The sequence below is a fragment of the Streptomyces fructofermentans genome, from assembly GCF_014651055.1.
Lineage (GTDB): Bacteria > Actinomycetota > Actinomycetes > Streptomycetales > Streptomycetaceae > Streptomyces > Streptomyces fructofermentans.
This window is the reverse complement of the sequence record NZ_BMWD01000001.1, coordinates 735388-759347: the sequence shown is the minus strand read 5'-3', so window position 1 is coordinate 759347 and position 23960 is coordinate 735388. Positions and strand designations below refer to the sequence as shown.

The 23960-nt window shown below is 73.4% G+C and carries 17 protein-coding genes and 1 pseudogene; 11 read left to right on the top strand and 7 right to left on the bottom strand.

Features of this window, described 5'->3' with window-relative positions; all coding sequences use genetic code 11:
* The 3 genes from IE265_RS03210 to glgB form a co-directional block, all read left to right on the top strand.
* Positions 1-196, top strand: a 196-nt coding sequence (locus tag IE265_RS03210) for an alpha-glucosidase C-terminal domain-containing protein (protein WP_190033709.1), incomplete at its 5' end; no start/stop codon positions are given.
* 246 nt (positions 197-442) lie between these two features.
* Positions 443-1843: a maltokinase N-terminal cap-like domain-containing protein gene (locus IE265_RS03205; RefSeq protein WP_190033708.1), complete on the top strand. Its 1401-nt coding sequence runs from the start codon at positions 443-445 to the stop codon at positions 1841-1843.
* Between the two features lie 46 nt (positions 1844-1889).
* Entirely contained in the window at positions 1890-4253 is a 2364-nt protein-coding gene (gene glgB / locus IE265_RS03200; RefSeq protein ID WP_229915980.1) for a 1,4-alpha-glucan branching enzyme, read from the top strand.
* 87 nt (positions 4254-4340) lie between these two features.
* Here the strand turns inward: glgB and IE265_RS03195 are convergent, their stop codons facing one another.
* The 3 genes from IE265_RS03195 to IE265_RS03185 all read right to left on the bottom strand — a co-directional run bounded on the left by IE265_RS03195 (position 4341) and on the right by IE265_RS03185 (position 7603).
* Positions 4341-6692 carry a HelD family protein gene (locus tag IE265_RS03195; protein WP_190033770.1) on the bottom strand — a complete coding sequence of 784 codons (2352 nt, stop codon included), beginning with the start codon at positions 6690-6692 and terminating at the stop codon, positions 4341-4343.
* 153 nt (positions 6693-6845) lie between these two features.
* Positions 6846-7178, bottom strand: a complete 333-nt coding sequence (trxA, locus tag IE265_RS03190) for a thioredoxin (RefSeq protein ID WP_308434767.1) — start codon at positions 7176-7178, stop codon at positions 6846-6848.
* The gene (locus tag IE265_RS03185) at positions 7175-7603 is read right to left on the bottom strand and encodes a MerR family transcriptional regulator (RefSeq protein WP_190033707.1); all 429 of its coding nucleotides are present in this window, start codon (positions 7601-7603) and stop codon (positions 7175-7177) included. Before IE265_RS03185 ends, trxA begins: the two co-directional genes overlap by 4 nt.
* Positions 7604-7845: 242 nt before the next feature.
* Here IE265_RS03185 and IE265_RS38145 point away from each other — a divergent pair.
* Positions 7846-7950 (top strand): annotated as a pseudogene (locus IE265_RS38145) (reductase); the annotation flags it as partial.
* A 140-nt stretch (positions 7951-8090) separates the two neighbouring features.
* On the opposite strand, the gene IE265_RS39085 reads toward IE265_RS38145, so the two are convergent.
* Together IE265_RS39085 and IE265_RS03175 are read right to left on the bottom strand one after the other, a co-directional pair.
* Positions 8091-8240: a hypothetical protein gene (locus IE265_RS39085; RefSeq protein ID WP_190033706.1), complete on the bottom strand. Its 150-nt coding sequence runs from the start codon at positions 8238-8240 to the stop codon at positions 8091-8093.
* A gap of 219 nt (positions 8241-8459) precedes the next feature.
* A complete protein-coding gene (locus IE265_RS03175; protein ID WP_190033705.1) occupies positions 8460-10202 on the bottom strand; it encodes an MFS transporter in 1743 nt (580 codons plus the stop codon).
* A 656-nt stretch (positions 10203-10858) separates the two neighbouring features.
* Here IE265_RS03175 and IE265_RS03170 point away from each other — a divergent pair.
* Positions 10859-11476 (top strand): TetR/AcrR family transcriptional regulator, encoded by a 618-nt coding sequence (locus IE265_RS03170; RefSeq protein WP_190033704.1) that lies wholly within the window; start codon positions 10859-10861, stop codon positions 11474-11476.
* A 441-nt stretch (positions 11477-11917) separates the two neighbouring features.
* On the opposite strand, the gene IE265_RS03165 is transcribed toward IE265_RS03170, so the two are convergent.
* Positions 11918-13312, bottom strand: a complete 1395-nt coding sequence (locus IE265_RS03165) for a cation:dicarboxylate symporter family transporter (protein ID WP_190033703.1) — start codon at positions 13310-13312, stop codon at positions 11918-11920.
* Positions 13313-13455: 143 nt separating this feature from the next.
* On the opposite strand from IE265_RS03165, the gene IE265_RS03160 reads away from it, so the two are divergent.
* From IE265_RS03160 to IE265_RS03150, 3 genes are all read left to right on the top strand, one after another.
* Positions 13456-15180, top strand: a complete 1725-nt coding sequence (locus IE265_RS03160) for a sensor histidine kinase (protein ID WP_190033702.1) — start codon at positions 13456-13458, stop codon at positions 15178-15180.
* Entirely contained in the window at positions 15177-15872 is a 696-nt protein-coding gene (locus IE265_RS03155) for a response regulator (protein WP_190033701.1), read from the top strand. The genes IE265_RS03160 and IE265_RS03155 overlap by 4 nt, the downstream gene beginning before the upstream one ends.
* Before the next feature lie 652 nt (positions 15873-16524).
* The gene (locus tag IE265_RS03150; RefSeq protein ID WP_190033700.1) at positions 16525-17238 is read left to right on the top strand and encodes a helix-turn-helix domain-containing protein; all 714 of its coding nucleotides are present in this window, start codon (positions 16525-16527) and stop codon (positions 17236-17238) included.
* 185 nt (positions 17239-17423) lie between these two features.
* On the opposite strand, the gene IE265_RS03145 is transcribed toward IE265_RS03150, so the two are convergent.
* Positions 17424-18449 carry an ATP-dependent 6-phosphofructokinase gene (locus tag IE265_RS03145; RefSeq protein WP_190033699.1) on the bottom strand — a complete coding sequence of 342 codons (1026 nt, stop codon included), beginning with the start codon at positions 18447-18449 and terminating at the stop codon, positions 17424-17426.
* A 523-nt stretch (positions 18450-18972) separates the two neighbouring features.
* On the opposite strand from IE265_RS03145, the gene pta reads away from it, so the two are divergent.
* The 3 genes from pta (at position 18973) to pyk (ending at position 23863) form a co-directional block, all read left to right on the top strand.
* Positions 18973-21111 carry a phosphate acetyltransferase gene (pta, locus tag IE265_RS03140; RefSeq protein ID WP_190033698.1) on the top strand — a complete coding sequence of 713 codons (2139 nt, stop codon included), beginning with the start codon at positions 18973-18975 and terminating at the stop codon, positions 21109-21111.
* Positions 21108-22322 carry an acetate kinase gene (locus tag IE265_RS03135; protein WP_190033697.1) on the top strand — a complete coding sequence of 405 codons (1215 nt, stop codon included), beginning with the start codon at positions 21108-21110 and terminating at the stop codon, positions 22320-22322. The genes pta and IE265_RS03135 overlap by 4 nt, the downstream gene beginning before the upstream one ends.
* Positions 22323-22444: 122 nt before the next feature.
* The gene (gene pyk / locus IE265_RS03130; RefSeq protein WP_190033696.1) at positions 22445-23863 is read left to right on the top strand and encodes a pyruvate kinase; all 1419 of its coding nucleotides are present in this window, start codon (positions 22445-22447) and stop codon (positions 23861-23863) included.
* The last annotated feature ends 97 nt before the right edge of the window (positions 23864-23960 follow it).

The following is a 23960-nucleotide window of genomic DNA, read 5'->3' as shown; positions in this document are numbered from 1 at the left end:
CGACCTCGTCCTGTGCGTCCACAACTTCTCCCGCTTCGCCCAACCCACCGAACTCGACCTCCAGGCCTTCGACGGACGCCACCCCGTCGAACTCATCGGCGGCGTCCGCTTCCCCGCCATCGGCCAACTCCCCTACCTCCTCACCCTCGCCGGCCACGGCTTCTACTGGTTCCGACTCCGCAAGGACGCCGTGTAGACGCCGTTCCGGCACCTCCGCGAGAGGTGCCGGGCACGCGGTGCCGCGGGGTGAGTGACAGGTGAGTCACCCCGCGGGCCGACCCCGCGCAGGCGACGGCGGCGCCGGAACGGGACCCCTCGGGGCCCGGGCCCGGCCGGCCGCCGAAACCGGGGACCGGGCGGTTTCCGCCGTCCCGCCCTGGGCACCCATCAGTAACACCCCGCCTCCCCCGGTCCTCGGGCCCCGGGGAAAGGACGCGACGCCATGACGGAAGCCGTCACCAGCTCCGCGCACGCACCCTCCGCGACACGCCAGGACCTGCTCGCGTCGCTCGATCCACTGCTGCGCGAATGGCTGCCACGGCAGCGGTGGTTCGCCGGCAAGGGCCGTCCCGTGACCGGCTTCTCGCTGGTCGCGGCGGCGGAGGTACTGCCGTTCGACGCGAACCTGGGGCTGCTGCACCTGCTCGTCCGCGCCCACCAGCCGCCCGCGCAGGGCGGCACCGCGCACCCGGGCGACTGCTACCAACTCCTCCTCGGAGTGCGCGAGACGCTGCCACCGCGCCTGGCGCCCGCGCTGATCGGCCGTCCCACCGAGGGGCCGCTGGCCGGACGGTCGGTGTACGAGGCGCTGCACGACCCGCGGCCCGCCGATGTGCTCCTGGAGGCGATACGGGCCCGGGCGCGCGTCGGCGCCCTGCGCTTCGAGGGGGACGCACGGCAGGAGATAAGGGACGGCCTGATACCCCGGCTGATGACGGCCGAGCAGTCCAACTCCTCCGTGGTCTACGGAGATACGTTCATCCTCAAACTGCTGCGGCGGACAGTGCCGGGCGTCAACCCCGACCTGGAACTGCCGCTCGCCCTCGCCCGCGCGGGCTGCGCGCGCGTCCCCGCGCCCGCCGGCTGGATACTCGCCGACCTGGCGGGCGACACCTCCGTCCTGGGTGTGCTGCAGCCCTTCGTGCAGGGCGCGGCGGACGGCTGGGGGCTGGCCCGGGGAGAACTGGCCAAGGGCGAGGACTTCAGCCGCGGGGCGCGGGCCCTCGGGCGCGCCACGGCCGAGGTGCACACGGCGCTGGCCGGGGCCCTGCCCACGGTGACACTGGGACGCGGGCAGATGGAGGTTCTCGCGGCCGGCATGACCGAGCGGCTGGAGACGGCCGTGCAGGCGGTGCCCTCGCTGCGCCCGTACGCCCCCGGCCTGCGGTCCGCGTTCACGGCCCTGGCCGACCTGGCGGGCGAGGGCCGCACCTGGACCGCCCAGCGGATCCACGGCGACCTCCACCTCGGCCAGTGCCTGCGGTCCCCGTCGGGCGAGTGGACGCTGATCGACTTCGAGGGCGAGCCGTCGAAGCCGCTGGCCGAGCGGCGCATGCCCCAGCCCCCCGCGCGGGACGTGGCGGGCATGCTGCGCTCCTTCGACTACGCGGCGCACTCGCTCACGCACACCGTCCCCGGCTGGGCGGACGCCTGCCGGGCCGCCTACTGCTCGGGATACGCGGAGGTCGCCGGGCGCGATCCGCGGACCGACCCGGTGCTGCTGCGCGCGTACGAGACCGACAAGGCGGTCTACGAAGTGGTGTACGAGGCGCGGCACCGGCCCGACTGGCTGCCCGTACCGATGACGGCGGTCCGCCGTCTGGCTCTCTCCGATGCGTCCTGATCCGTCCGCCCTCTCCCCTCTCCCCTCTGCCGAGGAGGCTCCTCCCGTGACGCCCCGCCCGAACCCGCCCGCCCGGAAGCCGAAGAGCGCGAAGGCCGAGGCCTCGGACAGGGCCGCCGACGAGACCCCTGCCGGGGCCGGCGACTCCGCCGGGCCCGTGACCGAGCCGTCCGTGCAGGAGGCGCCCGCCGTACGGGACGCGCCGCCCCCGCCCGGGGCGCCGCCCTCCGCGGTGCTGGAGCGCGAGGACCGCGAGAGGCTGCTCGGCGGCACGTACCACGATCCGCACGCCGTGCTGGGCGCCCACCCCGTGCCCGGCGGTGTCGCCTTCCGCGCGCTGCGCCCCTACGCGCTGTCCGTGACGGTCGTCGCCGAGGGCCTGCGGGCCGAACTGGGCGACGACGGCGAGGGGTTCTTCTCGGCGGTGCTGCCGCTGACCGGGGTGCCGGTGTACCGGCTGCTGGTGGAGTACGAGGGGACGGTCCACGAGACCGAGGACGCCTACGGGTTCCTGCCCTCGCTCGGCGAGTTCGATCTGCACCTGTTCGGCGAGGGGCGGCACGAGCAGCTCTGGAAGGCGCTGGGCGCGCAGCCCATGGAGCACCAGGGCGTCGCCGGGACCCGCTTCACCGTGTGGGCCCCCAACGCCCGGGGCGTGCGGGTCGCGGGGTCCTTCAACTTCTGGGACGCGACGGCCTTCCCGATGCGGTCGCTGGGATCGTCGGGGGTCTGGGAGCTGTTCGTCCCCCGCGTCGGCGAGGGCGAGCTGTACAAGTTCGAGATCACCCGCCCCGACGGCTCCAGGACCATGCGCGCGGACCCGATGGCCCGTCGTACGGAGGTGCCGCCCGCCACCTCCTCCGTCGTCACGGCCGCGCACCACCGCTGGCGGGACGAGGACTGGATGGCGCGCCGCGCCGAGCGACCCGCGCACCAGGCGCCGATGTCGGTGTACGAGGTCCATCTCGCCTCCTGGCGACCGGGCCTGACCTATCGCCAGCTCGCCGACCAGCTTCCGGGCTACGTGGCCGACCTGGGCTTCACGCACGTCGAGCTGATGCCCGTCGCCGAGCACCCGTTCGGCGGCTCGTGGGGCTACCAGGTCACCGGCTTCTACGCGCCGACCGCCCGGCTCGGCACGCCCGACGACTTCAAGTACCTCGTCGACGCGCTGCACCGGGCCGGCATCGGCGTGATCATGGACTGGGTGCCCGCGCACTTCCCGCGCGACGAGTGGGCGCTCGCCGAGTTCGACGGCCGCCCGCTCTACGAGCACGAGGACCCGCAGCGCGCCGCGCACCCGGACTGGGGCACGCTGGAGTTCGACTACGGCCGCCGCGAGGTGCGCAACTTCCTGGTCGCCAACGCCGTCTACTGGTGCGAGGAGTTCCACATCGACGGACTGCGCGTCGACGCCGTCGCCTCGATGCTCTACCTCGACTACTCGCGCGAGGCCGGGCAGTGGACGCCCAACGCCCACGGCGGACGCGAGAACCTGGACGCCGTCGCCTTCCTGCAGGAGATGAACGCCACCGTGTACCGGCGCGAGCCGGGTGTCGTGACGATCGCCGAGGAGTCGACCGCCTGGGACGGCGTCACGCGCGCCACCGACCTGACCGGCCCCGGCGGCTTCGGGGGCCTGGGCTTCAGGCTGAAGTGGAACATGGGCTGGATGCACGACTCGCTCGGTTACGCCTCCCACGAGCCGGTGCACCGCAGGTACCACCATCAGGAGATGACGTTCTCGATGGTGTACGCGTACAGCGAGAACTACGTGCTGCCCATCTCGCACGACGAAGTGGTGCACGGGAAGCGGTCGTTGGTGTCGAAGATGCCCGGCGACTGGTGGCAGCAGCGGGCCACCCTGCGCGCCTACCTGGGCTTCATGTGGGCGCACCCCGGCAAGCAACTCCTCTTCATGGGACAGGAGTTCGCCCAGGGAGCCGAATGGTCCGAGGCGCACGGACCCGACTGGTGGCTGCTGGACCCCTCCTACGGGGCCGAGGCCGACCACCGCGGCGTACGCGACCTCGTGCGGGACCTCAACTCCGTCTACCGGCACGCTCCGGCGCTCTGGGAGCGGGACACCGACCCAGCCGGGTTCGGCTGGATCACCGGTGACGCCGCCGAGGACAACGTGTTCGCGTTCCTGCGTCACGCGGCCGACGGCACCCCGCTGCTGGCCGTGTCCAACTTCTCGCCCGTGGTGCGCGAGGGCTACCGGCTGGGGGTGCCGGACGACGTGCCCGCCTGGCACGAGGTGCTCAACACGGACGCCGCGCGCTACGGCGGCGGCGACGTCACGAACCCCGACGCCGTCAAGCCGGACGCCCAGGGGTGGCACGGCCGTCCGGCCGGCATCCGGGTCACGCTGCCGCCGCTGGCGACGGTGTGGCTGCGACCGGCGTAGGCCCCGGCCGCCGGAAGCGGGCGGGACCGGTCATCCCGTCCCGCCGGCTTCCGGGGCGCGTCTCCCACCACGGGCCGGCCGCCGGCTTCAGTCGGCCAGGGTGCCCGCGCGCACGGCGTCGGCCAGCGCCCGCGGCAGCTCGCCGGTGTGCACGATGCCGAGCGTCTGCGTCGCCCTGGTCAGCGCGACGTACAGGTCGCTCGTGCCGAAGCTCCCCGGCTCGACCACGAGGACCGCGTCGAACTCCAGTCCCTTCGACTGCCGGGGGTCCAGCAGCACCACCGCGCGGGTCAGGTCCGGCTCCGCGCCCGCCGTGATCCCGTCGAGCCGGGCGGCCAGTTCCGGGTGCAGGCCGCGTGGGGCGATCACCGCGAGACGCCCCTCGGCGGGCGCCAGTTCGGCCACCGACTTCTCCACGGTCCCGGCCAGGTCCGCGGTCTCCCGCAGCCACGGCCGCACGCCCGTCGAGCGCACCGAACTCGGCGGCTCGAAGTCCGGCCGCCCGGCGCGCGGAACGGCCGCCGCGACCTCCATGATCTCGGACGGGGTGCGGTAGTTGACGGCCAGCCGGGTGTGCTCCCAGCGGTCCTCGACATAGGGGTGGAGGATGTCCGCCCAGGAGCCCACACCGGCCGCCTCGGCGGTCTGCGCCGGGTCGCCGACCAGGGTCATCGACCGCGTGGGGCTGCGGCGCATCAGCAGCCGCCACGCCATCGGCGACAACTCCTGCGCCTCGTCCACGATGATGTGCCCGAACGCCCAGGTCCGGTCGGCCGCGGCACGCTCGGCGGCGCTGCGGTGGTCGTCCTCCTCGTGGCGCTCGGCCATGCGCTCGGCGTCGATGATGTCGTGCGCGGACAGGACCTCCGCGTCCTCCTCGTCCTTGTCCTCGAACTCGTACGTACGCGAGGCGTAGGAGACGTCCAGCACGCCCTGGGCGTACGCGATCTGGCGGTCGCGCTCCTGCTCGACGGCGGCCCGCGCCACCCGGTCGTCCACCCCGAGGAGTTCGGCCGCCTCGTCGAGGAGCGGGACGTCGGAGACGGTCCAGGCGCGCGTCACCGGACGGCGGACGGCGTCCGCGTCGGACGCGTCCAGGTGGCGGTCGGGCTCGGCGAGGAAGTCCGCGACGAGCCGCTGCGGGGTCAGTCGCGGCCACAGCGTGTCGACGGCCGCCCAGACCTCCGGGTTCTCCGCCAGTTCGTCGCGGATCTGCGTGATGTCGCTGGGGTCGAGCAGGTTCGAGCCGTCGAAGGGGTCCGTGCCGATCCGCTCGGCGAGCATGTCGGTGAGGGCGTTGAGGATGTGGCCCTCGAAGTGCTCCCGGGCGACGTTGTGCGGCAGTCCCGCGTCCCGGGTGCGTTCGCGGGCGACACCGACGAGGCCGCTGTCCAGCATCAGGACGTCCCGGTCGTGCTCGATGGCGATCACCGGGTCCGGCAGGGTCTGGCGGTCGCGGACGACGGCGGCGAGGACCTCGGCCATGTCCGCGCGGCCCTTCACGGCCGCGGCGGCGGGCGTGTCGGACGCGGTCGCCGTGACGCCGGGGTACAGCTCGCCGACGGTCGCGAGCAGGACACCGGTCTCACCCAGGGCGGGCAGCACCTCGCCGATGTAGCCGAGGAAGGCGGGGTTCGGGCCGACGATGAGGACGGCCCGCTTGGCGAGGAGTTCGCGGTGCTCGTAGAGCAGGTACGCGGCGCGGTGCAGGGCCACGGCCGTCTTGCCGGTGCCGGGGCCGCCCTCCACGACCAGCACACCGCGGTGCGGGGCGCGGATGATGCGGTCCTGCTCGGCCTGGATGGTCTGCACGATGTCGTTCATGCGGCCGGTGCGCGCGGAGTTGAGGGCGGCGAGCAGCACGGCGTCACCGGTCGGGTCCTCGTGGCCCGTGCGCTCGCGGTCCCCCAGGTCGAGGATCTCGTCGTGCAGCGCCGAGACGGTACGGCCCTCGGTGGTGATGTGCCGGCGGCGGCGCAGGCCCATCGGGGTGTGGCCGGTCGCGAGGTAGAAGGGGCGGGCGACCGGGGCCCGCCAGTCGATCAGGATCGGGGTGTGCGCGGCGTCGTCGTCGCGGATGCCGATGCGGCCGATGTGGTGGGTGGTTCCGGACGGGTGCCCGCCGCGCCCGCCGGAGGGGGAGCCGTCCGGGGCGAGGTCGATGCGGCCGAAGCAGAGCGAGCCGTCCACCGCGTTGAGCGCGGCGAGCAGGCCCGAGCGCTCGGCGACCAGGACGTCGCGCTCCAGCCGGGCCTGCATCGGCGTGTTCCCCTGGGCGAGGGCGTCGGCCACCGAGGCCTCGGTGCCGCCGCGCAGGGCGTCGACGCGCGCGTACAGGACGTCGATGAATTCCTGCTCGCTGCGCAATTCATCGTCCGGCAATCCATTGGTCGACTCTGTGTTTGGGGCCTTGTTTGACAATTCCGCTCCCGGCCGGATATACTGCGGTCAATGAACTTCTTTCGCGATGCCTTGTGGAAAGTCGCGAACCATTAAATATACGCAGGGAAATGGCCCGCAAGCAATTGCTTGCGGGCCATTTCCCTGTCCTGACGCGAATCCCGGTCGCCTCGGAGTCGCCCGAGGGCCGCCTCAGAGCACGTCGGCGAGCTCCTGGAGCAGCCGCCGCCTGGGGCGGGCCCCCACCATCGACTTCACGGGCTGCCCGTCGCGGAACACGATGAGGGTGGGCATCGACAGCACTCCGTACGCGTTCGTGGTCTCCGGGTTGGTGTCCACGTCGATCTGCACCACCTTGAGCCGGCCGGCCTCCTCGGCCGCGACGGCGCTGAGCACCGGCGCGATCTGCCGGCAGGGCGGGCACCAGTCGGCGGTGAATTCCACCAGCACGGGCAGTTCCGCCCCGATCACCTCCGCCGCGAAGTCCTCGTCCGTCACCTCGGCCACACCGTCCGCCTTGATCACCGCGTCCGTCCCTCCAGTTCGCACACCGGGTCCGGACCGCCCGGAACCCCCGCCTCGGCCGCCAGCTCACCCATCGCCCGCTCGGCCCGCGCGAGCTGCTCCCCCACCTGCCCGCGCACCGCGCGCAGCTCGCCGATGAGGGCGTCCAGCTCACCCAGCTTGCGCCGGTAGACCGCGAGCGAGGCGGGGCACGAGTCGCCCTCCGGATGCCCGGCGCGCAGGCACTCCACGAAGGGACGCGTCTCCTCCAGGTCGAACCCGAAGTCCTGGAGCGTCCTGATCTGCCGCAGCAGCCTCAGGTCGCCCTCGTCGTAGGTCCGGTACCCGTTGCCGCCGCGCCGCGCGGGCAGCAGGCCCCGCGACTCGTAGTACCGCAGGGTCCGCGTGGTGGTCCCGGCACGCGCCGCCAGCTCGCCGATTCGCATACCGGGACGGTAGTCCTTGACGTCGGCGTCAAGGCAAGGCGGCGGCGTGGGCGTGGGCGTCCAGTTCGGCGTCACGGCGTTTCGGTGGCGGACGCGCGCGCATGCCGTGGTTCCTTCGGTGCCGCGACCGGATCTCCCACGTTCCGCGACGACGAACGGTCGCCGGAACGGGCCCTCGGCTCCCGGACCTCCGACGTCGTGGTCGACCGGGTCTGCCGCACCCCGCGCCAGGCGGAGACCACGTCGCGGTGCGGGTGGCCCATGTGCTGGGCGGGGACGACGACTTCACCGGCGGGCTGGACCACTACGCCGAGCGGATCAGGTCGGGCAGGCCCATCGCCGTCCCGCCCCGGCACCGAAGGCGGCCGCCGGGGCCTCGCTGAACCGGCCGGGCACGGAGGCGATCGGCTTCCACCAGCTCCACAGGCCCGACCCGGCCGTGCCCTTCGAGGAGTCGGTGGGCCCGCTGCACGACCTGCGTCGGGCCTCAGAACGTCGCCCTGGCCCGGCTGTCGTCACGCTCACCGGTGGTCGTGCCGATCCCGGGCGCGAGCCGGCCGGAGACGGTCCGGGACTCGGCGGCCGGGGCGGGCCTGCGGCTCACCGCGCCGGAGACGGCGCTCCTGGACGCGGTCACGGACCCTCGGACCGCTCCCGTCACCCCGGCCGACCGACCCCCGGGGCAGGGACGCCGGGCCCGGACGGCCGGGACGCCTCCTCCGAGAGCGCGGGGCCCGTCCCGTCGGCGGATGCGTCGTGGGATGCGTCGGGCCGCCCGGTCGGGGGTGTCCCCGACCGGGCGGCCCGTGTGCGCTCCCGGTGCCCGGCGTCCGGCCCGCCGGGCACCGGGCGCGTGTCAGCGGGCGGTCCCGGCGGGCTCGTGCTCCCGTCCGCCGGGGCCGGCGTCGGCCGGGGTCCCGTCTTCCGCCGGGGTCCCGGGTGCGGCGGCGCCCTCCGCGTCCGTCCCGGCAGCCGTGTCCGCGGCCGTCCCCCGCGGCAGCAGCACGGCCACCAGAACCGTGCCGACTCCGAGGACCACCGCTCCGATCAGGCTGGTGTGGGCGACGGCACCGGAGAAGGAGGAGGCGACCGCGTCCGCCATCCGGTGCGCCCCCGAGGCGAGTTGCTCGGCCTGGGCCTTCAACTCCCCGGCCTGCGTGGCGTCCGCGGCCCGCGCGGCCTGCTCGGCGAGCTGCCGGGCACGCTCCCCGACGCCCTGCGCGACCGCGTAGCCCGCCCCCACCGAGTCCTGGGCACTGCTCAGCGCGTCGGCGGGCAGCCCGCTGCCGGCCGTCGCGTCCGAGAGCCTGGAGGAGTACGAACTCGCCAGCACCGAGCCCAGTACGGCGATCCCGAGCGACCCGCCCAGCTCCAGCGACGTGTCGTTCACCGCGCCGCCGACCCCCAGCTCCGACTCGGGGAAGGCGCCCATGATGGCGTCCGTGCAGGGGGACAGCGCGAGCCCGATCGCAAGGCCCAGGACGAGCAGCGGTGCCACGAAGTCCCCGTACGAGGACGCGGCGTCGATCCGGGTGAGCAGGGCGAGCGCCGTCGTGCCGCCGACCATGCCCGCGGTGACCGTGACCCGCATGCCGACGCGCGGGGTGAGGTATCCGGTCAGCGTCGAACCGACGAAGACGGCTCCGGCGAGCGGCAGCATGCGCGTACCGGTCTCCAGCGCGTCGTACCCGAGGACGAACTGCAGGTGCTGGGTCAGGTAGTAGAAGGCACCGAAGACGGCGAGGAAGAAGAGCGCGACGGCGAGGTTGGACCCCGCGAACCGGCGGTCGGCGAAGCGCCGCAGGTCAAGGACCGGGCGCGGGTGCCGCAGCTCCTGGACGACGAAGAGGACCAGGGCCACCGCGGCCACGCCGGCGGCCGTGAGCGCGTTGGCGCCCCAGCCGAAATGCGGGCCCTCGATGATCGTGTAGACCAGCGCGCCGATCCAGACGACGGAGAGCAGCCCGCCCACGTGGTCGACGCGTTCACGCCGGGCGGCCCGGGACGGCGGGACGAGGACGAACGCGCCGACGAGCGCGAGCACGACGATCGGCACGTTGATCAGGAACGTGGACGACCAGCCGTACCGCTCCAGGAGCGCTCCCGCCACCAGCGGACCCGCCGCGATCGCGAGTCCGGCCGTGGCCGTCCAGAGCGTGATCGCCCTGGCGCGCTCGCGACGCGGGAAGGTCGCGGCGAGCAGGGAGAGCGTGGCCGGCATGATCAGGGCCGCTCCCACACCCATCACGGCCCGGGCGGTGATCACGCCCCCGGCGCTGTCCACGAGCGAACCGGCGACCGCGCCCCCGCCGAAGACGAGCAGCCCCAGCACGAGTGCGCCCCGGCGGCTGTACTTGTCCCCGATCGCGCCGAGCAGGAGCATCAGCGCCGCGTACGGGACGGTGTAGCCGTCGATGACCCACTGCAGGTCGGCGCTGGTCAGACCGAGGGCACGGGTCATGTCCGGCGCCGCGACCGTGAGCGCCGTGTTCGCCATCACGATGATCAGCAGGCTCAGGCACAGCACCAGAAGGGCCCACCAGCGGCGGGCGTAGGGCACACCCGTCCTGTCGACCGGTTCCTTGACGATGAGGCGCATGACTCGGGTCCACCCTTCCGCGGTGACTGAGGTCCGGATCGGCGACTTGCACACTGCTGTGCAATTGCTCAACCGTGAGCAATGTACGTCGTTGCACAGCGGTGTGCAACTCCCCGGCGGGACCTGCGTGCCCGCCGGGGCCTGCGTGCCCGCCGGGGAGGACGAGCGCCGGGTCGAGGACCGGGCGGGGGGGCCGAGGGACGGGCCGGGGGGCCGAGGGCCGGGCGCGGGTGCGAGGACCGGGCGCGCGTGCGAGGGACGGGCCGGGGGGCCGAGGACCGGGCGCGGGTGCGAGGACCGGGCGGGGAGCGCGGCGGCGGACGACGGGGTACTCGCCGAGCACGTCACCGGGGCGCGGGCCACCGCCCCGTCCCCGGTGAGCCACGGCCCGGGGGCGGGCGCAGGCACCGGGGTGTGCGGGCCCGGCCGACTGCCACGGGCCGCCCATCGCGGGCCACGGGCACCGGCCGCCGGGCCCCTCGGCCACCGGACTGCGTACCGCTCAAGTGCCCGCGGGCCGGCGGGGCGGCGTACCGCGTCGTCCGGCGGGGGCGGCACCCGGCGGTCGGCAGCGGACGGCGCATTCCGGCGGTCGGCACCTTGCGGTCGGCACCCGGCAGCGGGCGGCAGGCGGCGAGCACCCGGCAGCGGGCAGAATGACGCGCATGACCACGGGTACCAGCAGCCGCGCAGACGCCAACCGCCGGCGCATCCTCGACGTCGCGCTCGCCGAGCTGCTGCGCGACCCCGACGCGTCCATGGACCAGATCGCGCGGGCCGCGGGCGTCGTGCGTCGGACGGTCTACGGGCACTTCCCCAGCAGGGAGGCGCTGGTCGGCGCACTGGTCGACGAGGCCGTCGAGGTCGTGGCGGCGGCCCACGCCCGGGGGCTCGAAGGGGTCACGGGACCGGCGGAGGCCATGGCCCGCTCGATCCTGGCCGTCTGGGACATCGCCGACCGCTACCGGCTGCTGATCGCGCTCGCCCAGCGGAGCGTCACCATGCAGGGCATCAGGGAGCGCCTAGCCCCCGTGCGCGAGGCGTCCGTCGAGCAGTTCCGCCGGGGCCTGGACCAGGGGGTGTTCGCCTCGCCCCTGCCGCCCGAGGCCCTGGCCTACGTCACCGAGCAGGTCCTGTTCGGCCTCATGGAGGCCGTGAACGACGGCCTGCTGCCGGCCGAGGACGCGGGCCGCGCCGCCGCGGTCACGATGCTGACCTCGGCCGGTATGCCCGCGGCCGACGCCGCGGACCTGGTGACCGGGCTGAGCACCTGAGCCCACGGGTCCCCGTTACCTGGCTGAGCACTTGGGCCCGCAGGTCCCGGTGAACGGACCCGGTGAGCCGGCCCGCTGGACCCGGAACCCCCGCACGGCGGCGGCGTACGAGGAAGCCACCGGCGGGCGGCCCGGTCGGGGGGAGACCGGTCCGCCGGCCGGTGGCCGGGGTGGGGGCTGGGAGGGCTGAGGGGGATCAGGACCGGGCGGCCGAGCAGCGGGGGAAGCACCCGGCCGCCCGGAGATCAGGACCGCGACGGACCGGCCCGCGCCGGGGCGGCCGGTCCAGGGCGTCGGCCCCCGGGCCGGCCGCCGGCCGCCGCGGTCCCGACCCCGGTCACGGCCTCGGCCGGGATCGGAGCCGGACCCGCGGACCGAGTGGCGGTCGCGGCCGCGACCGTGCAGGAACCGACCGGCCGGTCGCGGGCGCCCGAGGGGCGGTCAGGCCTTCGTCAGGGTCTTCTCGCCCGGCTGGTCCGGCACGTCCGCCTGGTCCGAGGAGTCGTCGTGACCCCCGTGCCCGTCGTCGAGGAGTGTCGTCTCGTCGAAGGGCAGCCGGCCCGCGAGCACCTCGTCGACCCGCTGCCTGTCGATCTCCTTGGTCCAGGTGCCGATGAGGACCGTGGCCACCGCGTTGCCCGCGAAGTTCGTCAGCGCGCGGGCCTCGCTCATGAAGCGGTCGATGCCGACGATCAGGCCGATGCCGTCCACCAGCGCGGGCTTGTGCGACTGGAGGCCGCCGGCCAGGGTCGCGAGACCGGCGCCCGTCACGCCCGCCGCGCCCTTGGAGGCGACCAGCAGGAAGAGGAGCAGCGGGATCTGCTCGCCGATCGACATCGGCGTACCCATGGCGTCGGCGATGAACAGCGAGGCCATGGTCATGTAGATCATGGTGCCGTCGAGGTTGAAGGAGTAGCCGGTCGGGACCGTGATGCCGACCACCGGCTTGCTGACCCCCAGGTGCTCCATCTTCGCGATGAGCCGCGGCAGCGCCGACTCGGAGGAGGACGTGGACAGGATCAGCAGGAACTCACGGCCCAGGTACTTGAGGAGCGTGAGGATGTTGAGCCCGGCCACGACGCGCAGCAGCGCGCCCAGCACGATGAAGACGAAGAGGAAGCAGGTGACGTAGAAGCCGAGCATGAGCACCGCGAGGCTCTTGAGGGCGTCGAGGCCCGCCGAGCCGGTGACCGCGGCGATCGCTCCGAAGGCGCCGATGGGCGCGGCCCACATCACCATCGCGAGGATGCGGAAGACCAGCCGCTGGATGTGCTCGATCCCCTGGAGGACCGGGCGCCCGGCCGGGCCCATGGCCTGCAGCGCGAAGCCCGCGAGCAGCGCGACGAGCAGGGTCTGCAGCACCTCGCCGCCGGTGAAGGCGGAGACGATCGTGGTGGGGATGATCCCGAGCAGGAACTCCTCGGTGTTCTTCGCTTCCGTGACCTGCTCGTGGCCCACGTCCTTGACCGCGTCGGTCACCGCGAGACCGGTGCCCGGCTCCAGGATGTTGCCGACGACCAGGCCGATGGCGAGTGCGACGAACGACATGACCACGAAGTAGCCGAGGGCGATGCCGCCCACCGCTCCGACCTTGGCGGCCTTGCGCACCGAGCCGATGCCCAGCACGATCGTGCAGAAGATGATCGGCGAGATCATCATCTTGATCAGGTTCACGAAGCCGGTACCGATCGGCTTCAGTTCGACCGCGAAGTCCGGTGCGATCAGACCCACCGCGATACCGGCGGCGACAGCGGCGATCACCGCGATGTACAGGTAGTGGGTGCGGTCCCGCTTGGCGGCGGGTGCGGCAGGTGCCGTTTCGGGTGTGCTGGTCACGGCTGCCCTCCTTGACGACGTCGTCGGCATCATCCGGCGTGCGGCTCACGTCCGGGGGTTGCGGTGACTATCTCCCGCCGTGTGAGGCCGGTCACCCTTCCGTTCATTGAGTTCACGCCGGACCGTGCGTGCAGACTGTTGCCATGCGTCTGCCCCACGTCCCCCGACCGCGCAGCCTGGCCGGCCAGCTCTTCGCCATGCAGGCCGTGCTGGTCGCCGTCGTCGTGGCGGGCTGCGCCCTCTTCACCTACGTGAGCGACCGCAGCCAGGCCGAGGAGGCCGCGGGCCGCCAGGCCATGGGCGTGGCCCGCTCGGTCGCGGACTCCCCCTCCGTACGGGCGGCCATCAGGACACCGGACCCGACCAGGACGCTCCAGCCCTACGCGACGGCGGTGCAGCGGCACGCCGAGGTCGACTTCGTCACGATCATGGACCCGGACGCCATCCGCTGGACCCACCCCAACGAGGAGCTGATCGGCAAGCGCTTCCTCGGGCACACGGGCCGGGCGCTGCGCGGGGAGTCCTTCACCGAGACGTACACGGGCACGCTCGGCGAGTCGGTCCGTGCCGTCACGCCGATACGGGACCGCGGCCGCATCGTGGGCCTGGTCAGCGCGGGCATCCGGGTCGAGGCGATCAGCAAGCGGGTCGAGGGCCAGGTGAAGGCCCTGCTGGGCGTCGCGGTCGCCGCGCTGGCCCTGGGCGCCGTCGGCACGTACGTCATCAACGCCCGGCTGCGCCGCTCCACCCACGGCATGAACGCGGCCGAGCTGAGTCGCATGCACGACTACCACGAGGCGGCGCTGCACGCCGTGCGCGAGGGGCTGCTGATGCTGGACGGGCAGTTCCGGGTGGCGCTGATCAACGACGGGGGCAGGGAACTGCTCGACGTGCGGGACGACGTGATGGGCCGGTCGGTGGCGGAGCTGGGCCTGCCCGCGCCGCTGACGGGGGCGCTGCTGTCCGGGGAGCCGCGGGTGGACGAGGTGCACCTGACCGAGTCGCGGGTGCTCGTCGTGAACACCTCGCCCGTGTCCGGCGGAGAGCGTCGCGGCACGGTCGTGACCCTGCGCGACGTGACCGAACTGCAGTCCCTGACCGGCGAGTTGGACTCGGAGCGCGGCTTCACCACGGCGTTGCGCTCCCAGGCGCACGAGGCCGCGAACCGCCTGCACACGGTCGTCTCGCTGATCGAGCTGGGCCGCTCGGAGGAGGCCGTCGACTTCGCCACCGCCGAACTGGAGCTTGCCCAGGCCCTCACCGACCAGGTCGTCGCGGCGGTCGGCGAGCCGGTGCTCGCGGCCCTGCTGCTGGGCAAGACCGCGCAGGCGAACGAGCGCGGTGTCGAACTGGTCGTCTCCTCGGAGAGCAGCATCGACGACGGCCTGCTCCCGGAATCCCTCCCCTCCCGTGACCTGGTGACCGTCCTGGGCAACCTGATCGACAACGCCATGGACGCCGCGCAGGGCTCGGCGGGCGCGCGGGTCACGGTCACGGCCCGCGCGGACACGGAGTCCCTGGTCCTGCGGGTCACCGACACCGGGGCGGGGATAGACCCGGCCCACGCGGAGGCGGTCTTCCGGCGCGGCTGGTCCACCAAGCCCGCCGGGCCCGGTGGGCGGGGGCTCGGCCTGGCGCTCGTACGGCAGACCGTGGCCCGTTACGGGGGGACGCTGACCGTGTCCGACGCGGCCGGGGGCGGGGCGTCGTTCGAGGTGCGCCTGCCGCTGCCGGGCGCGGGGCGGGCGGGCGAGGGGGCCGGGGTGCCCGCCGGGCGCGGGTCCGTAGAGGGCCGCGCGGCCGTGCCCCCGCAGGGGCGCGGGCCGGCGCCCGAGCCCGAGCCCACCCCGCACGGAGGCACCGCATGAGCAGCCCGTCCCCCTCCCCGGACATCCGCGTCCTCGTCGTCGAGGACGACCCCGTCGCGGCGGACGCCCACGTCCTGTACGTGGGCCGGGTGCCCGGCTTCACCGCGGTCGGCAAGGCGCACACCGGCGCCGAGGCCCGGCGCGCCCTGGACCGGATACCCGTGGACCTGCTCCTCCTCGACCTGCATCTGCCGGACGTCCACGGCCTGCAACTCGCGCGCTCGCTTCGGGCGGCGGGGCACCACGCGGACGTCATCGCCGTCACGTCCGCACGTGATCTCGCGGTGGTGCGGGAAGGCGTTTCGCTGGGTGTCGTGCAGTACGTGCTCAAGCCCTTCACCTTCGCCACGCTCCGCGACCGGCTGGTCAGGTACGCGGAGTTCCACGCGGCCGCCGGCGAGGCCAGCGGTCAGGACGAGGTGGACCGCGCGCTCGCCACCCTCCGGGCGCCCGGACCGGCGGCGCTGCCCAAGGGGTTGAGCGCTCCCACGCTGGAGCGGGTCACCCGGGCCCTGCGCGACGCCGCGGACGGTCTGACCGCGGCCGGGGTCGCCGAGGAGGTGGGCATATCCCGGATCACGGCCCGGCGCTATCTGGAGCACCTGGTGGACGCGGGCCGCGCGGGCCGGAGCCCCCAGTACGGCCAGGTGGGACGGCCCGAGCTGCAGTACCGGTGGGCGCGCACCCCCTGACCCGCCGGGCCGGCGGCGGGGCGCCGCCCACCCCGCTCGGGCCCGGGTCCGGACGGCCCGGGTCCGGTCCCTGCGGCCCGGCGGCCCGGTTCGGCCCGGGTCCCGGCCGCCCTCGGCACGGGCAATCGGAGGTCGAGGGCTGCCGCCGGCCGCCCCCGGTGCCTGGAGGCCGCCCGGACGCCGACCGGACCGGCAGACGCAAAGGCCGACCGCCCGGACACCGAGCGAATCGGCGGACGCCGCGGAGGACGCGGCGCCGACCCGGACCGTACGAATCGCGCCGCCCGTTATCCGCCGCGGCGCCGCCCCGCGACCGCTCCGGGCACGGCGCACCCGGGGGGCACGACCGCCCGCGCGTACGCGCCCTTCGGCGCCCCGCGCACGCCCCCTCGCCCGGACGGCGACCACCCGGCGGCACCAATCATCCCGGCATATGCCTTTAGACACTGCTCACGGCGCATGCCCCGCACGGCCCTCGACCCTGGTCGCGCGAACCTGTCGCACGCCCCTCCGCGCGCTCCCTGGCGCTCCCGGCGCCCCGGCCGCTCACCCGTCGCACCGGACGGGAGTCCGAAACCGTAGAATCGCACAATCAGTGTTCCTGGCCGAACAGACCGTAGTCATCGCAGCCCAACGCCCATACGGTGGCCGCGTGCACCAGCCGCCGGCCCAGCAGCCCACCCCGCCCTTCGACGCCCTGTCCGCCCGGAAACTGCGCGCCGGCCTCGGCATGGCCCCCGAACACGTCGCGTACGGGATGAGGACCTCGTACGGGCTGCCGCATGTGAGCCCCGACCTCGTCGTCGCCTGGGAACGCGGCACCGTGGCCCCCGCCGGCCCCGAGATCACCGCGCTCGCGGGCGTGCTCTGGTGCTCGCCCGGCGAACTCATCGGCGCGCCGCGGACGCTGCGCGAGCACCGGGCGGCCCGGGGCCTCGCGGCCGAGGACGTGGCGCGCGCGGTCGGGTTCGACGTCCTCGCCTATCTGCGGATGGAGGAGGCCGACGAGTGGGACGGCACCGAGCGCCAGTCGTCGGCGCTCGCGGGAATCCTCGAACTCTCACCCGCGGACCTGGTCACGATCACCGGGCGCGAGCCGAGGCTGGCGGAGCTGCTGCGCAGCGCCGTGACGACGCGCTGGCAGGCCTACGTACGCCCGGTGGGCCGGATGCTTCCGGTGGACCGGCGGCTGGTCGGGGACGCGCTGCGGGCGCTGCACACCGAGTACCAGGGGCTGATGACGGCCACGCTCAGCTGGAGCGGCGGTTCGGCCGCCGCCGGGGCCGACAGCGCGGGCCGGGACTTCCTGGACCGGATCGTGGACCACTTCTGGTCGGAGGTCGGGCGCGCGGACGGCTCCGCCTGACCGGTCCGCGCGACGGGCGACCGCCCCCGGGGGCCAGGACCGAGGGCCAGGAGGCCGCGGAGCCGGAAGGCCGGACGGTGCCCGGCCCGGAGCCGTGGACCGTCGGGACCCGGCTCCGAACGGGCCCCGGGTCCGAAGGGGCCCGGGGCCGACAGTGACCGGGGCCGGAAGGGGCCCGGGGTCGGCTAGAAGACCGACTCCGCCTCGTCCATGCGGTCCTTGGGCACGGTCTTCAGCTCGGTGACCGCCTCGGCGAGCGGCACCATCACCACGTCCGTGCCGCGCAGCGCGGTCATCCGGCCGAACTCGCCCTGGTGCGCGGCCTCCACCGCGTGCCATCCGAAGCGCGTCGCCAGCACGCGGTCGTACGCGGTCGGCGTGCCGCCGCGCTGGATGTGGCCGAGGATGACCGGCTTGGCCTCCTTGCCGAGGCGGCGCTCCAGCTCGTAGGCGAGCGCGGTGCCGATGCCCTGGAACCGCTCATGGCCGAACTGGTCGATCTCGCCGTGGCCGTAGTCCATGGACCCCTCGGCCGGGTGCGCGCCCTCGGCCACGCACAGGACCGCGAACCTCTTGCCGCGCGCGAAGCGCTCCTCGACCATCTTGACCAGGTCGGCCGGGTCGAAGGCGCGCTCGGGCAGGCAGATGCCGTGGGCACCGGCCGCCATGCCGGACTCCAGGGCGATCCAGCCGGCGTGGCGGCCCATGACCTCGACCACCATCACCCGCTGGTGGGACTCCGCCGTCGTCTTGAGGCGGTCCATCGCCTCCGTCGCGACGCCCACGGCGGTGTCGAAACCGAACGTACGGTCCGTGGAGGAGATGTCGTTGTCGATCGTCTTCGGTACGCCCACGACCGGCAGGCCGGCGTCCGAGAGCATTCGCGCGGCGGTCAGCGTGCCCTCGCCGCCGATGGGGATCAGCGCGTCGATGCCGAACTCGCGCGCCATGTCCTGCGCGTTGTCGCAGGCTTCGCGCAGGCGGTCGCGCTGGAGCCGCGAGGAGCCCAGGATGGTCCCGCCGCGGGCCAGGATGCCGCTGACGGCGTCCAGGTCGAGGGCTCGGTAGCGGCCTTCGAGCAGTCCCGCGTAGCCGTCCTCGAAGCCGATGACCTCGTCCCCGTAGTTGGTGACGGCACGGTGCACGACCGACCGGATCACTGCGTTCAGCCCCGGGCAGTCGCCGCCGGCGGTGAGAACTCCGATACGCATCGTGCTGTGTCTCCTGCTCGCTGTCGGTTCGTGAGAGCCAGTCCGATTGTTTCATGGGCAACAGGCGCCTGCTGTCCGCGCCCGCCCCGCTCCCCCGCGGCGACCCTCCCGGACCTTCGCACAGGGTGCCGCCAGGGCCCCGCCCGGGTCCCTGCCCGAGCCCCGCCCGGGGCCCCTGCCCGGGTCCCGGTCCGGGCCGCGTCCGGGTCCCGCCCCGGCGCCGTGCGCCCCGGGCCCGACGGGCGTCTAATCCATGCCCGAAGGTATTGTCAAGAGGGTTCGGTCACCCATGACAGCCGCCCTTTTCCCGACCCCGTCCACCCGCCCGGCCCCCTTCACCCCGCCGTCTTTCCCCCCGCCGACCCGCCCCGCCCCCACTTCTTTTCCTGTCCTTCCCGGCCCCCGACCCTTCTGAATCTTTGTTGCTTTTCCGGCTTTTGTGGCTTTTTCGACTGATCGGGCCCTTTCAGGCCTTCTCGGACCACTGGCATTCTCTTGACATCGGACGAAACGGAGAGCACGCGTGACGCGCAGCGTGTACGTGACCGGGATCGACCGGGGCGACGGCCGGCAGGTCGTCGAGCTGGGGGTCATGGAACTCCTGACCCGGCAGGTCGACCGGGTGGGAGTGTTCCGGCCCCTCGTCCACGACGGACCGGACCGCCTCTTCGAGCTGCTGCGCGCCCGCTACCGGCTGACGCAGGACCCGGCGACGGTCTACGGCATGGACTACCACGAGGCCTCCGCGCTCCAGGCCGAGCAGGGGGCGGACGAACTCCTCTCGCAGCTCGTCGACCGCTTCCACGCGGTGGCCCGGGACTACGACGTGGTCCTCGTCCTCGGCACCGACTTCGCCGACACGCAGTTCCCCGACGAGCTGGCGCTCAACGCCCGGCTCGCCAACGAGTTCGGCGCCTCGGTCATACCGGTGGTGGGCGGCCGGGGGCAGACCGCCGAGTCGGTCCGCGCGGAGACCAGGAACGCGTTCCGCGCGTACGACGGCCTCGGCTGCGACGTGCTCGCGATGGTGGTGAACCGGGTCGTCCCCGCCGACCGGGCCGAGATCCACGAGCGCCTGGAGAACCGTCTGCCGGTGCCCTGCTACGTGCTGCCGGACGAGCCGGCGCTGTCCGCTCCGACCGTCGCCCAGATCACCCACGCCCTCGGCGGCGAGGTCCTGCTCGGCGACGACTCCGGACTGGCCCGCGACGCGCTGAACATCGTCTTCGGCGGTGCCCTGCTGCCGAACTTCCTGGGCGCCCTGACCCCAGGCTGCCTGGTGGTCACGCCCGGAGACCGCGCCGACCTCGTGGTGGGCGCCCTCGCCGCCCACAGCGCGGGCACCCCGCCCATCGCCGGTCTGCTGCTGACCCTGAACGAGCGCCCCGCCGACCACATCCTGACGCTCGCCGCGCGGCTCGCCCCCGGCACGCCCGTGGTCGCGGTGGAGACCGGCTCGTTCCTGACGGCGTCCGAGCTCTTCGCGATGGAGGGCAAGCTGAACGCGGCGACGCCCCGCAAGGCGGAGACCGCCCTCGGCCTCTTCGAGCGGTACGTGGACACCGGCGGCCTCCTGAAGCGCGTCTCCGCGCCGAGCAGCAGCCGGGTCACCCCGATGATGTTCGAGCACAAGCTCCTGGAGCAGGCCCGTTCCGACAGGCGCCGCGTCGTGCTGCCCGAGGGCACCGAGACCCGGGTCCTGCACGCCGCCGAGGTGCTGCTGCGCCGCGGGGTCTGCGACCTCACGCTGCTCGGCCCGGTCGACCAGATCCTCAAGAAGGCCGCGGACCTGGGCATGGACCTCGGCGCGGCCCAGCTGATCGACCCGCAGGACTCGCCCCTGCGCGACCGGTTCGCCGAGCGGTACGCGGAACTGCGGGCCCACCGGGGCGTGTCCGTCGAGCTCGCGTACGACGTCGTCGCCGACGTGAACTACTTCGGCACGCTGATGGTCGAGGAGGGGCTCGCGGACGGCATGGTCTCCGGGTCCGTGCACTCCACCGCGGCCACCATCCGCCCGGCCTTCGAGATCATCAAGACGAAGCCGGACGCGAGGATCGTGTCCTCCGTGTTCTTCATGTGCCTCGCCGACAAGGTCCTCGTCTACGGCGACTGCGCGGTCAACCCCGACCCCGACGCGGAGCAGTTGGCCGACATCGCGATCCAGTCGGCCGCCACCGCCGAGCAGTTCGGGGTCGAGGCGCGCATCGCGATGCTGTCGTACTCGACGGGCACGTCCGGCTCGGGCGCGGACGTCGACAAGGTGCGCACGGCCACCGAGTTGGTCCGCTCGCGCCGGCCCGACCTGCGGATCGAGGGGCCCATCCAGTACGACGCGGCCGTCGAGCCGACCGTCGCCGCCACCAAGCTGCCGGAGTCGGAGGTGGCCGGGCAGGCGTCCGTACTGATCTTCCCGGACCTCAACACCGGCAACAACACGTACAAGGCCGTGCAGCGTTCGGCCGGCGCGATCGCCGTCGGCCCGGTCCTCCAGGGCCTGCGCAAGCCGGTCAACGACCTGTCCCGCGGCGCGCTCGTCGGAGACATCGTCAACACCGTGGCCATCACCGCGATCCAGGCCCAGTCCCAGGCCCGGCCGTCCGCCGCCGACCCGGCGCGGGACACCTCGACGACCCCCGACCAGAAGGCTTCCGTCCAGTGAGCGCCAGCCGTGTCCTCGTCCTGAACTCCGGCTCCTCGTCGGTGAAGTACCAGTTGCTCGACATGACCGACAGGAGCAGGCTGGCGGTCGGGCTGGTCGAGCGGATCGGCGAGGAGACCTCCCGGCTGAAGCACTCGCCGCTGGCGACGGGCGGCGCCGCCCGCGAGACCACGGGCCCGATCGCCGACCACGAGGCCGCGTTGAAGGCCGTCGCCGGGGAACTGGCCAAGGACGGGCTCGGCCTGGACTCGCCCGAACTGGCCGCGATCGGCCACCGGGTCGTGCACGGCGGCCAGTTGTTCACCGAGCCGACCGTCGTCGACGACGCCGTCCTCGCCGAGATCGAACGGCTCGTCCCGGTCGCGCCCCTGCACAACCCGGCCAACCTCACCGGTCTGCGCACCGCCCGGGCGCTGCGCCCCGACCTCCCCCAGGTGGCCGTCTTCGACACGGCGTTCCACACGACGATGCCGGAGTCCGCGGCCCGCTACGCGATCGACGTGCGGACGGCGGACGAGCACCGCATCCGCCGGTACGGCTTCCACGGGACGTCGCACGCCTACGTGTCGCGGGCGACCGCCGCGCTCCTCGGCAGGGAGCCCGAGGACGTGAACGTGATCGTGCTGCACCTCGGCAACGGCGCGTCGGCCTCGGCGGTGCGGGGCGGCCGGTGCGTGGACACCTCGATGGGGCTGACACCGCTGGAGGGGCTCGTGATGGGTACCCGGTCGGGCGACCTGGACCCGGCGGTCATCTTCCATCTGATGCGTGTCGGCGGGATGTCCGCGGACGAGGTCGACACCCTCCTCAACAAGCGGAGCGGTCTGATCGGCCTGTGCGGCGACAACGACATGCGCGAGATCCGCCGCAGGATCGACGAGGGGGACGAGCGGGCCCGGCTCGCGTTCGACATCTACATCCACCGGCTGAGGAAGTACATCGGCGCCTACTACGCGGTCCTCGGCCGGGTCGACGCGGTCGCGTTCACGGCGGGGGTCGGGGAGAACGCGGCTCCGGTGCGCGAGGCCGCGGTCGCGGGCCTGGAGTCCCTGGGCCTCGCGGTCGACGGCGGGCTGAACGCCGTACGCTCCGACGCGGCCCGGCTGATCTCGCCCGCGGGCTCCGCGGTGGCGGTCGCCGTGGTGCCGACGGACGAGGAGCTGGAGATCGCCGACCAGACGTACGCGCTCGTCGGAACCGGGAACGCCTGAGGAGGGGCCGTGGAGCAGTCACGGAGCCGCCGAAGAACCCACGCCTGAGCGCGTTCCCGCCCATTTGTATCTTCCACCAGACGGAATATTCCGTAGCGAAACAAACCGATAGGATCGCCCCCATGCGCCGTTCCAAAATCGTCTGCACGCTGGGCCCAGCCGTCGACTCCCACGAGATGCTCGTGTCGCTGATCGCGGCGGGCATGAACGTGGCCCGCTTCAACTTCAGCCACGGTTCCCACGCCGAACACCAGGGCCGTTACGAGCGGGTCAGGGCCGCCGCCGAGGAGACGGGCCACGCCATCGGCGTGCTCGCCGACCTCCAGGGCCCCAAGATCCGCCTCGAGACCTTCGCCGAGGGGCCCGTCGAGCTGGAGCGGGGTGACGAGTTCACCATCACCACCGAGGACGTCCCGGGCGACAAGTCGATCTGCGGCACGACCTACAAGGGTCTGCCGGGCGACGTCTCCCACGGCGACCAGGTCCTCATCAACGACGGCAACGTCGAGCTGAAGGTCATCTCGGTGGACGGCCCCCGGGTCAGGACGATCGTCATCGAGGGCGGTGTCATCTCGGACCACAAGGGCATCAACCTGCCCGGTGCGGCCGTGAACGTGCCCGCCCTGTCCGAGAAGGACATCGAGGACCTGCGCTTCGCCCTGCGGATGGGCTGCGACCTGGTGGCGCTCTCCTTCGTGCGCGACGCGCACGACGTGAACGACGTGCACAAGATCATGGACGAGGAGGGCCGCCGGGTCCCCGTCATCGCCAAGGTGGAGAAGCCCCAGGCGGTGGAGAACATGGAGGCCGTCGTCGCGGCCTTCGACGGCGTGATGGTGGCGCGCGGCGACCTCGCCGTCGAGTACCCCCTGGAGAAGGTCCCGATGGTGCAGAAGCGCCTCGTGGAGCTGTGCAGGCGCAACGCCAAGCCGGTGATCGTGGCGACCCAGATGATGGAGTCGATGATCACCAACTCCCGCCCGACGCGCGCCGAGGCCTCCGACGTGGCCAACGCGATCCTGGACGGCGCCGACGCGGTCATGCTGTCCGCCGAGTCGAGCGTGGGCGCGTACCCGATCGAGACCGTCAAGACGATGTCGAAGATCGTCGTGGCGGCCGAGGAGGAGCTGCTCTCCAAGGGCCTCCAGCCGCTGGTGCCCGGCAAGAAGCCGCGTACGCAGGGCGGTTCGGTGGCCCGCGCGGCGTGCGAGATCGCGGACTTCCTGGGCGCCAAGGGCCTGGTGGCGTTCACCAAGTCCGGTGACACGGCCCGCCGGCTGTCCCGCTACCGCGCCTCGCAGCCGATCCAGGCGTTCACCACGGACGAGGGCACCCGCAACCAGCTCGCGCTGAGCTGGGGCGTCGAGTCGCACGTCGTGCCGTTCGTGCACAGCACGGACGAGATGGTCGAGCTGGTCGACAACGAGCTGCGCAAGCTCAACCGCTTCAACGAGGGCGACATCGTCGTGATGACCGCCGGTTCGCCCCCCGGTGTCGTCGGCACCACCAACATGGTCCGCGTGCACCACCTGGGCGGCTGACCGCCTCCCGAACGCCACTGAGGGCGCCCCCCGTTCGCGGGGGGCGCCCTCAGTGCTTGCTGGGCTTGCTGGACTCGCTGGGCTTGCTGGACTCGCT

What these genes read in the sequence shown, in the direction of transcription:
- IE265_RS03205 (WP_190033708.1), top strand. Translation starts at nt 443, where the DNA reads ATGACGGAAGCCGTCACCAGCTCCGCGCACGCACCCTCCGCGACACGC.
- IE265_RS03185 (WP_190033707.1), bottom strand. Translation starts at nt 7,603, where the DNA reads ATGCGAATCGGCGAGCTGGCGGCGCGTGCCGGGACCACCACGCGGACC.
- IE265_RS03175 (WP_190033705.1), bottom strand. Translation starts at nt 10,202, where the DNA reads ATGCGCCTCATCGTCAAGGAACCGGTCGACAGGACGGGTGTGCCCTAC.
- IE265_RS03170 (WP_190033704.1), top strand. Translation starts at nt 10,859, where the DNA reads ATGACGCGCATGACCACGGGTACCAGCAGCCGCGCAGACGCCAACCGC.
- IE265_RS03160 (WP_190033702.1), top strand. Translation starts at nt 13,456, where the DNA reads ATGCGTCTGCCCCACGTCCCCCGACCGCGCAGCCTGGCCGGCCAGCTC.
- IE265_RS03155 (WP_190033701.1), top strand. Translation starts at nt 15,177, where the DNA reads ATGAGCAGCCCGTCCCCCTCCCCGGACATCCGCGTCCTCGTCGTCGAG.
- IE265_RS03145 (WP_190033699.1), bottom strand. Translation starts at nt 18,449, where the DNA reads ATGCGTATCGGAGTTCTCACCGCCGGCGGCGACTGCCCGGGGCTGAAC.
- pyk (WP_190033696.1), top strand. Translation starts at nt 22,445, where the DNA reads ATGCGCCGTTCCAAAATCGTCTGCACGCTGGGCCCAGCCGTCGACTCC.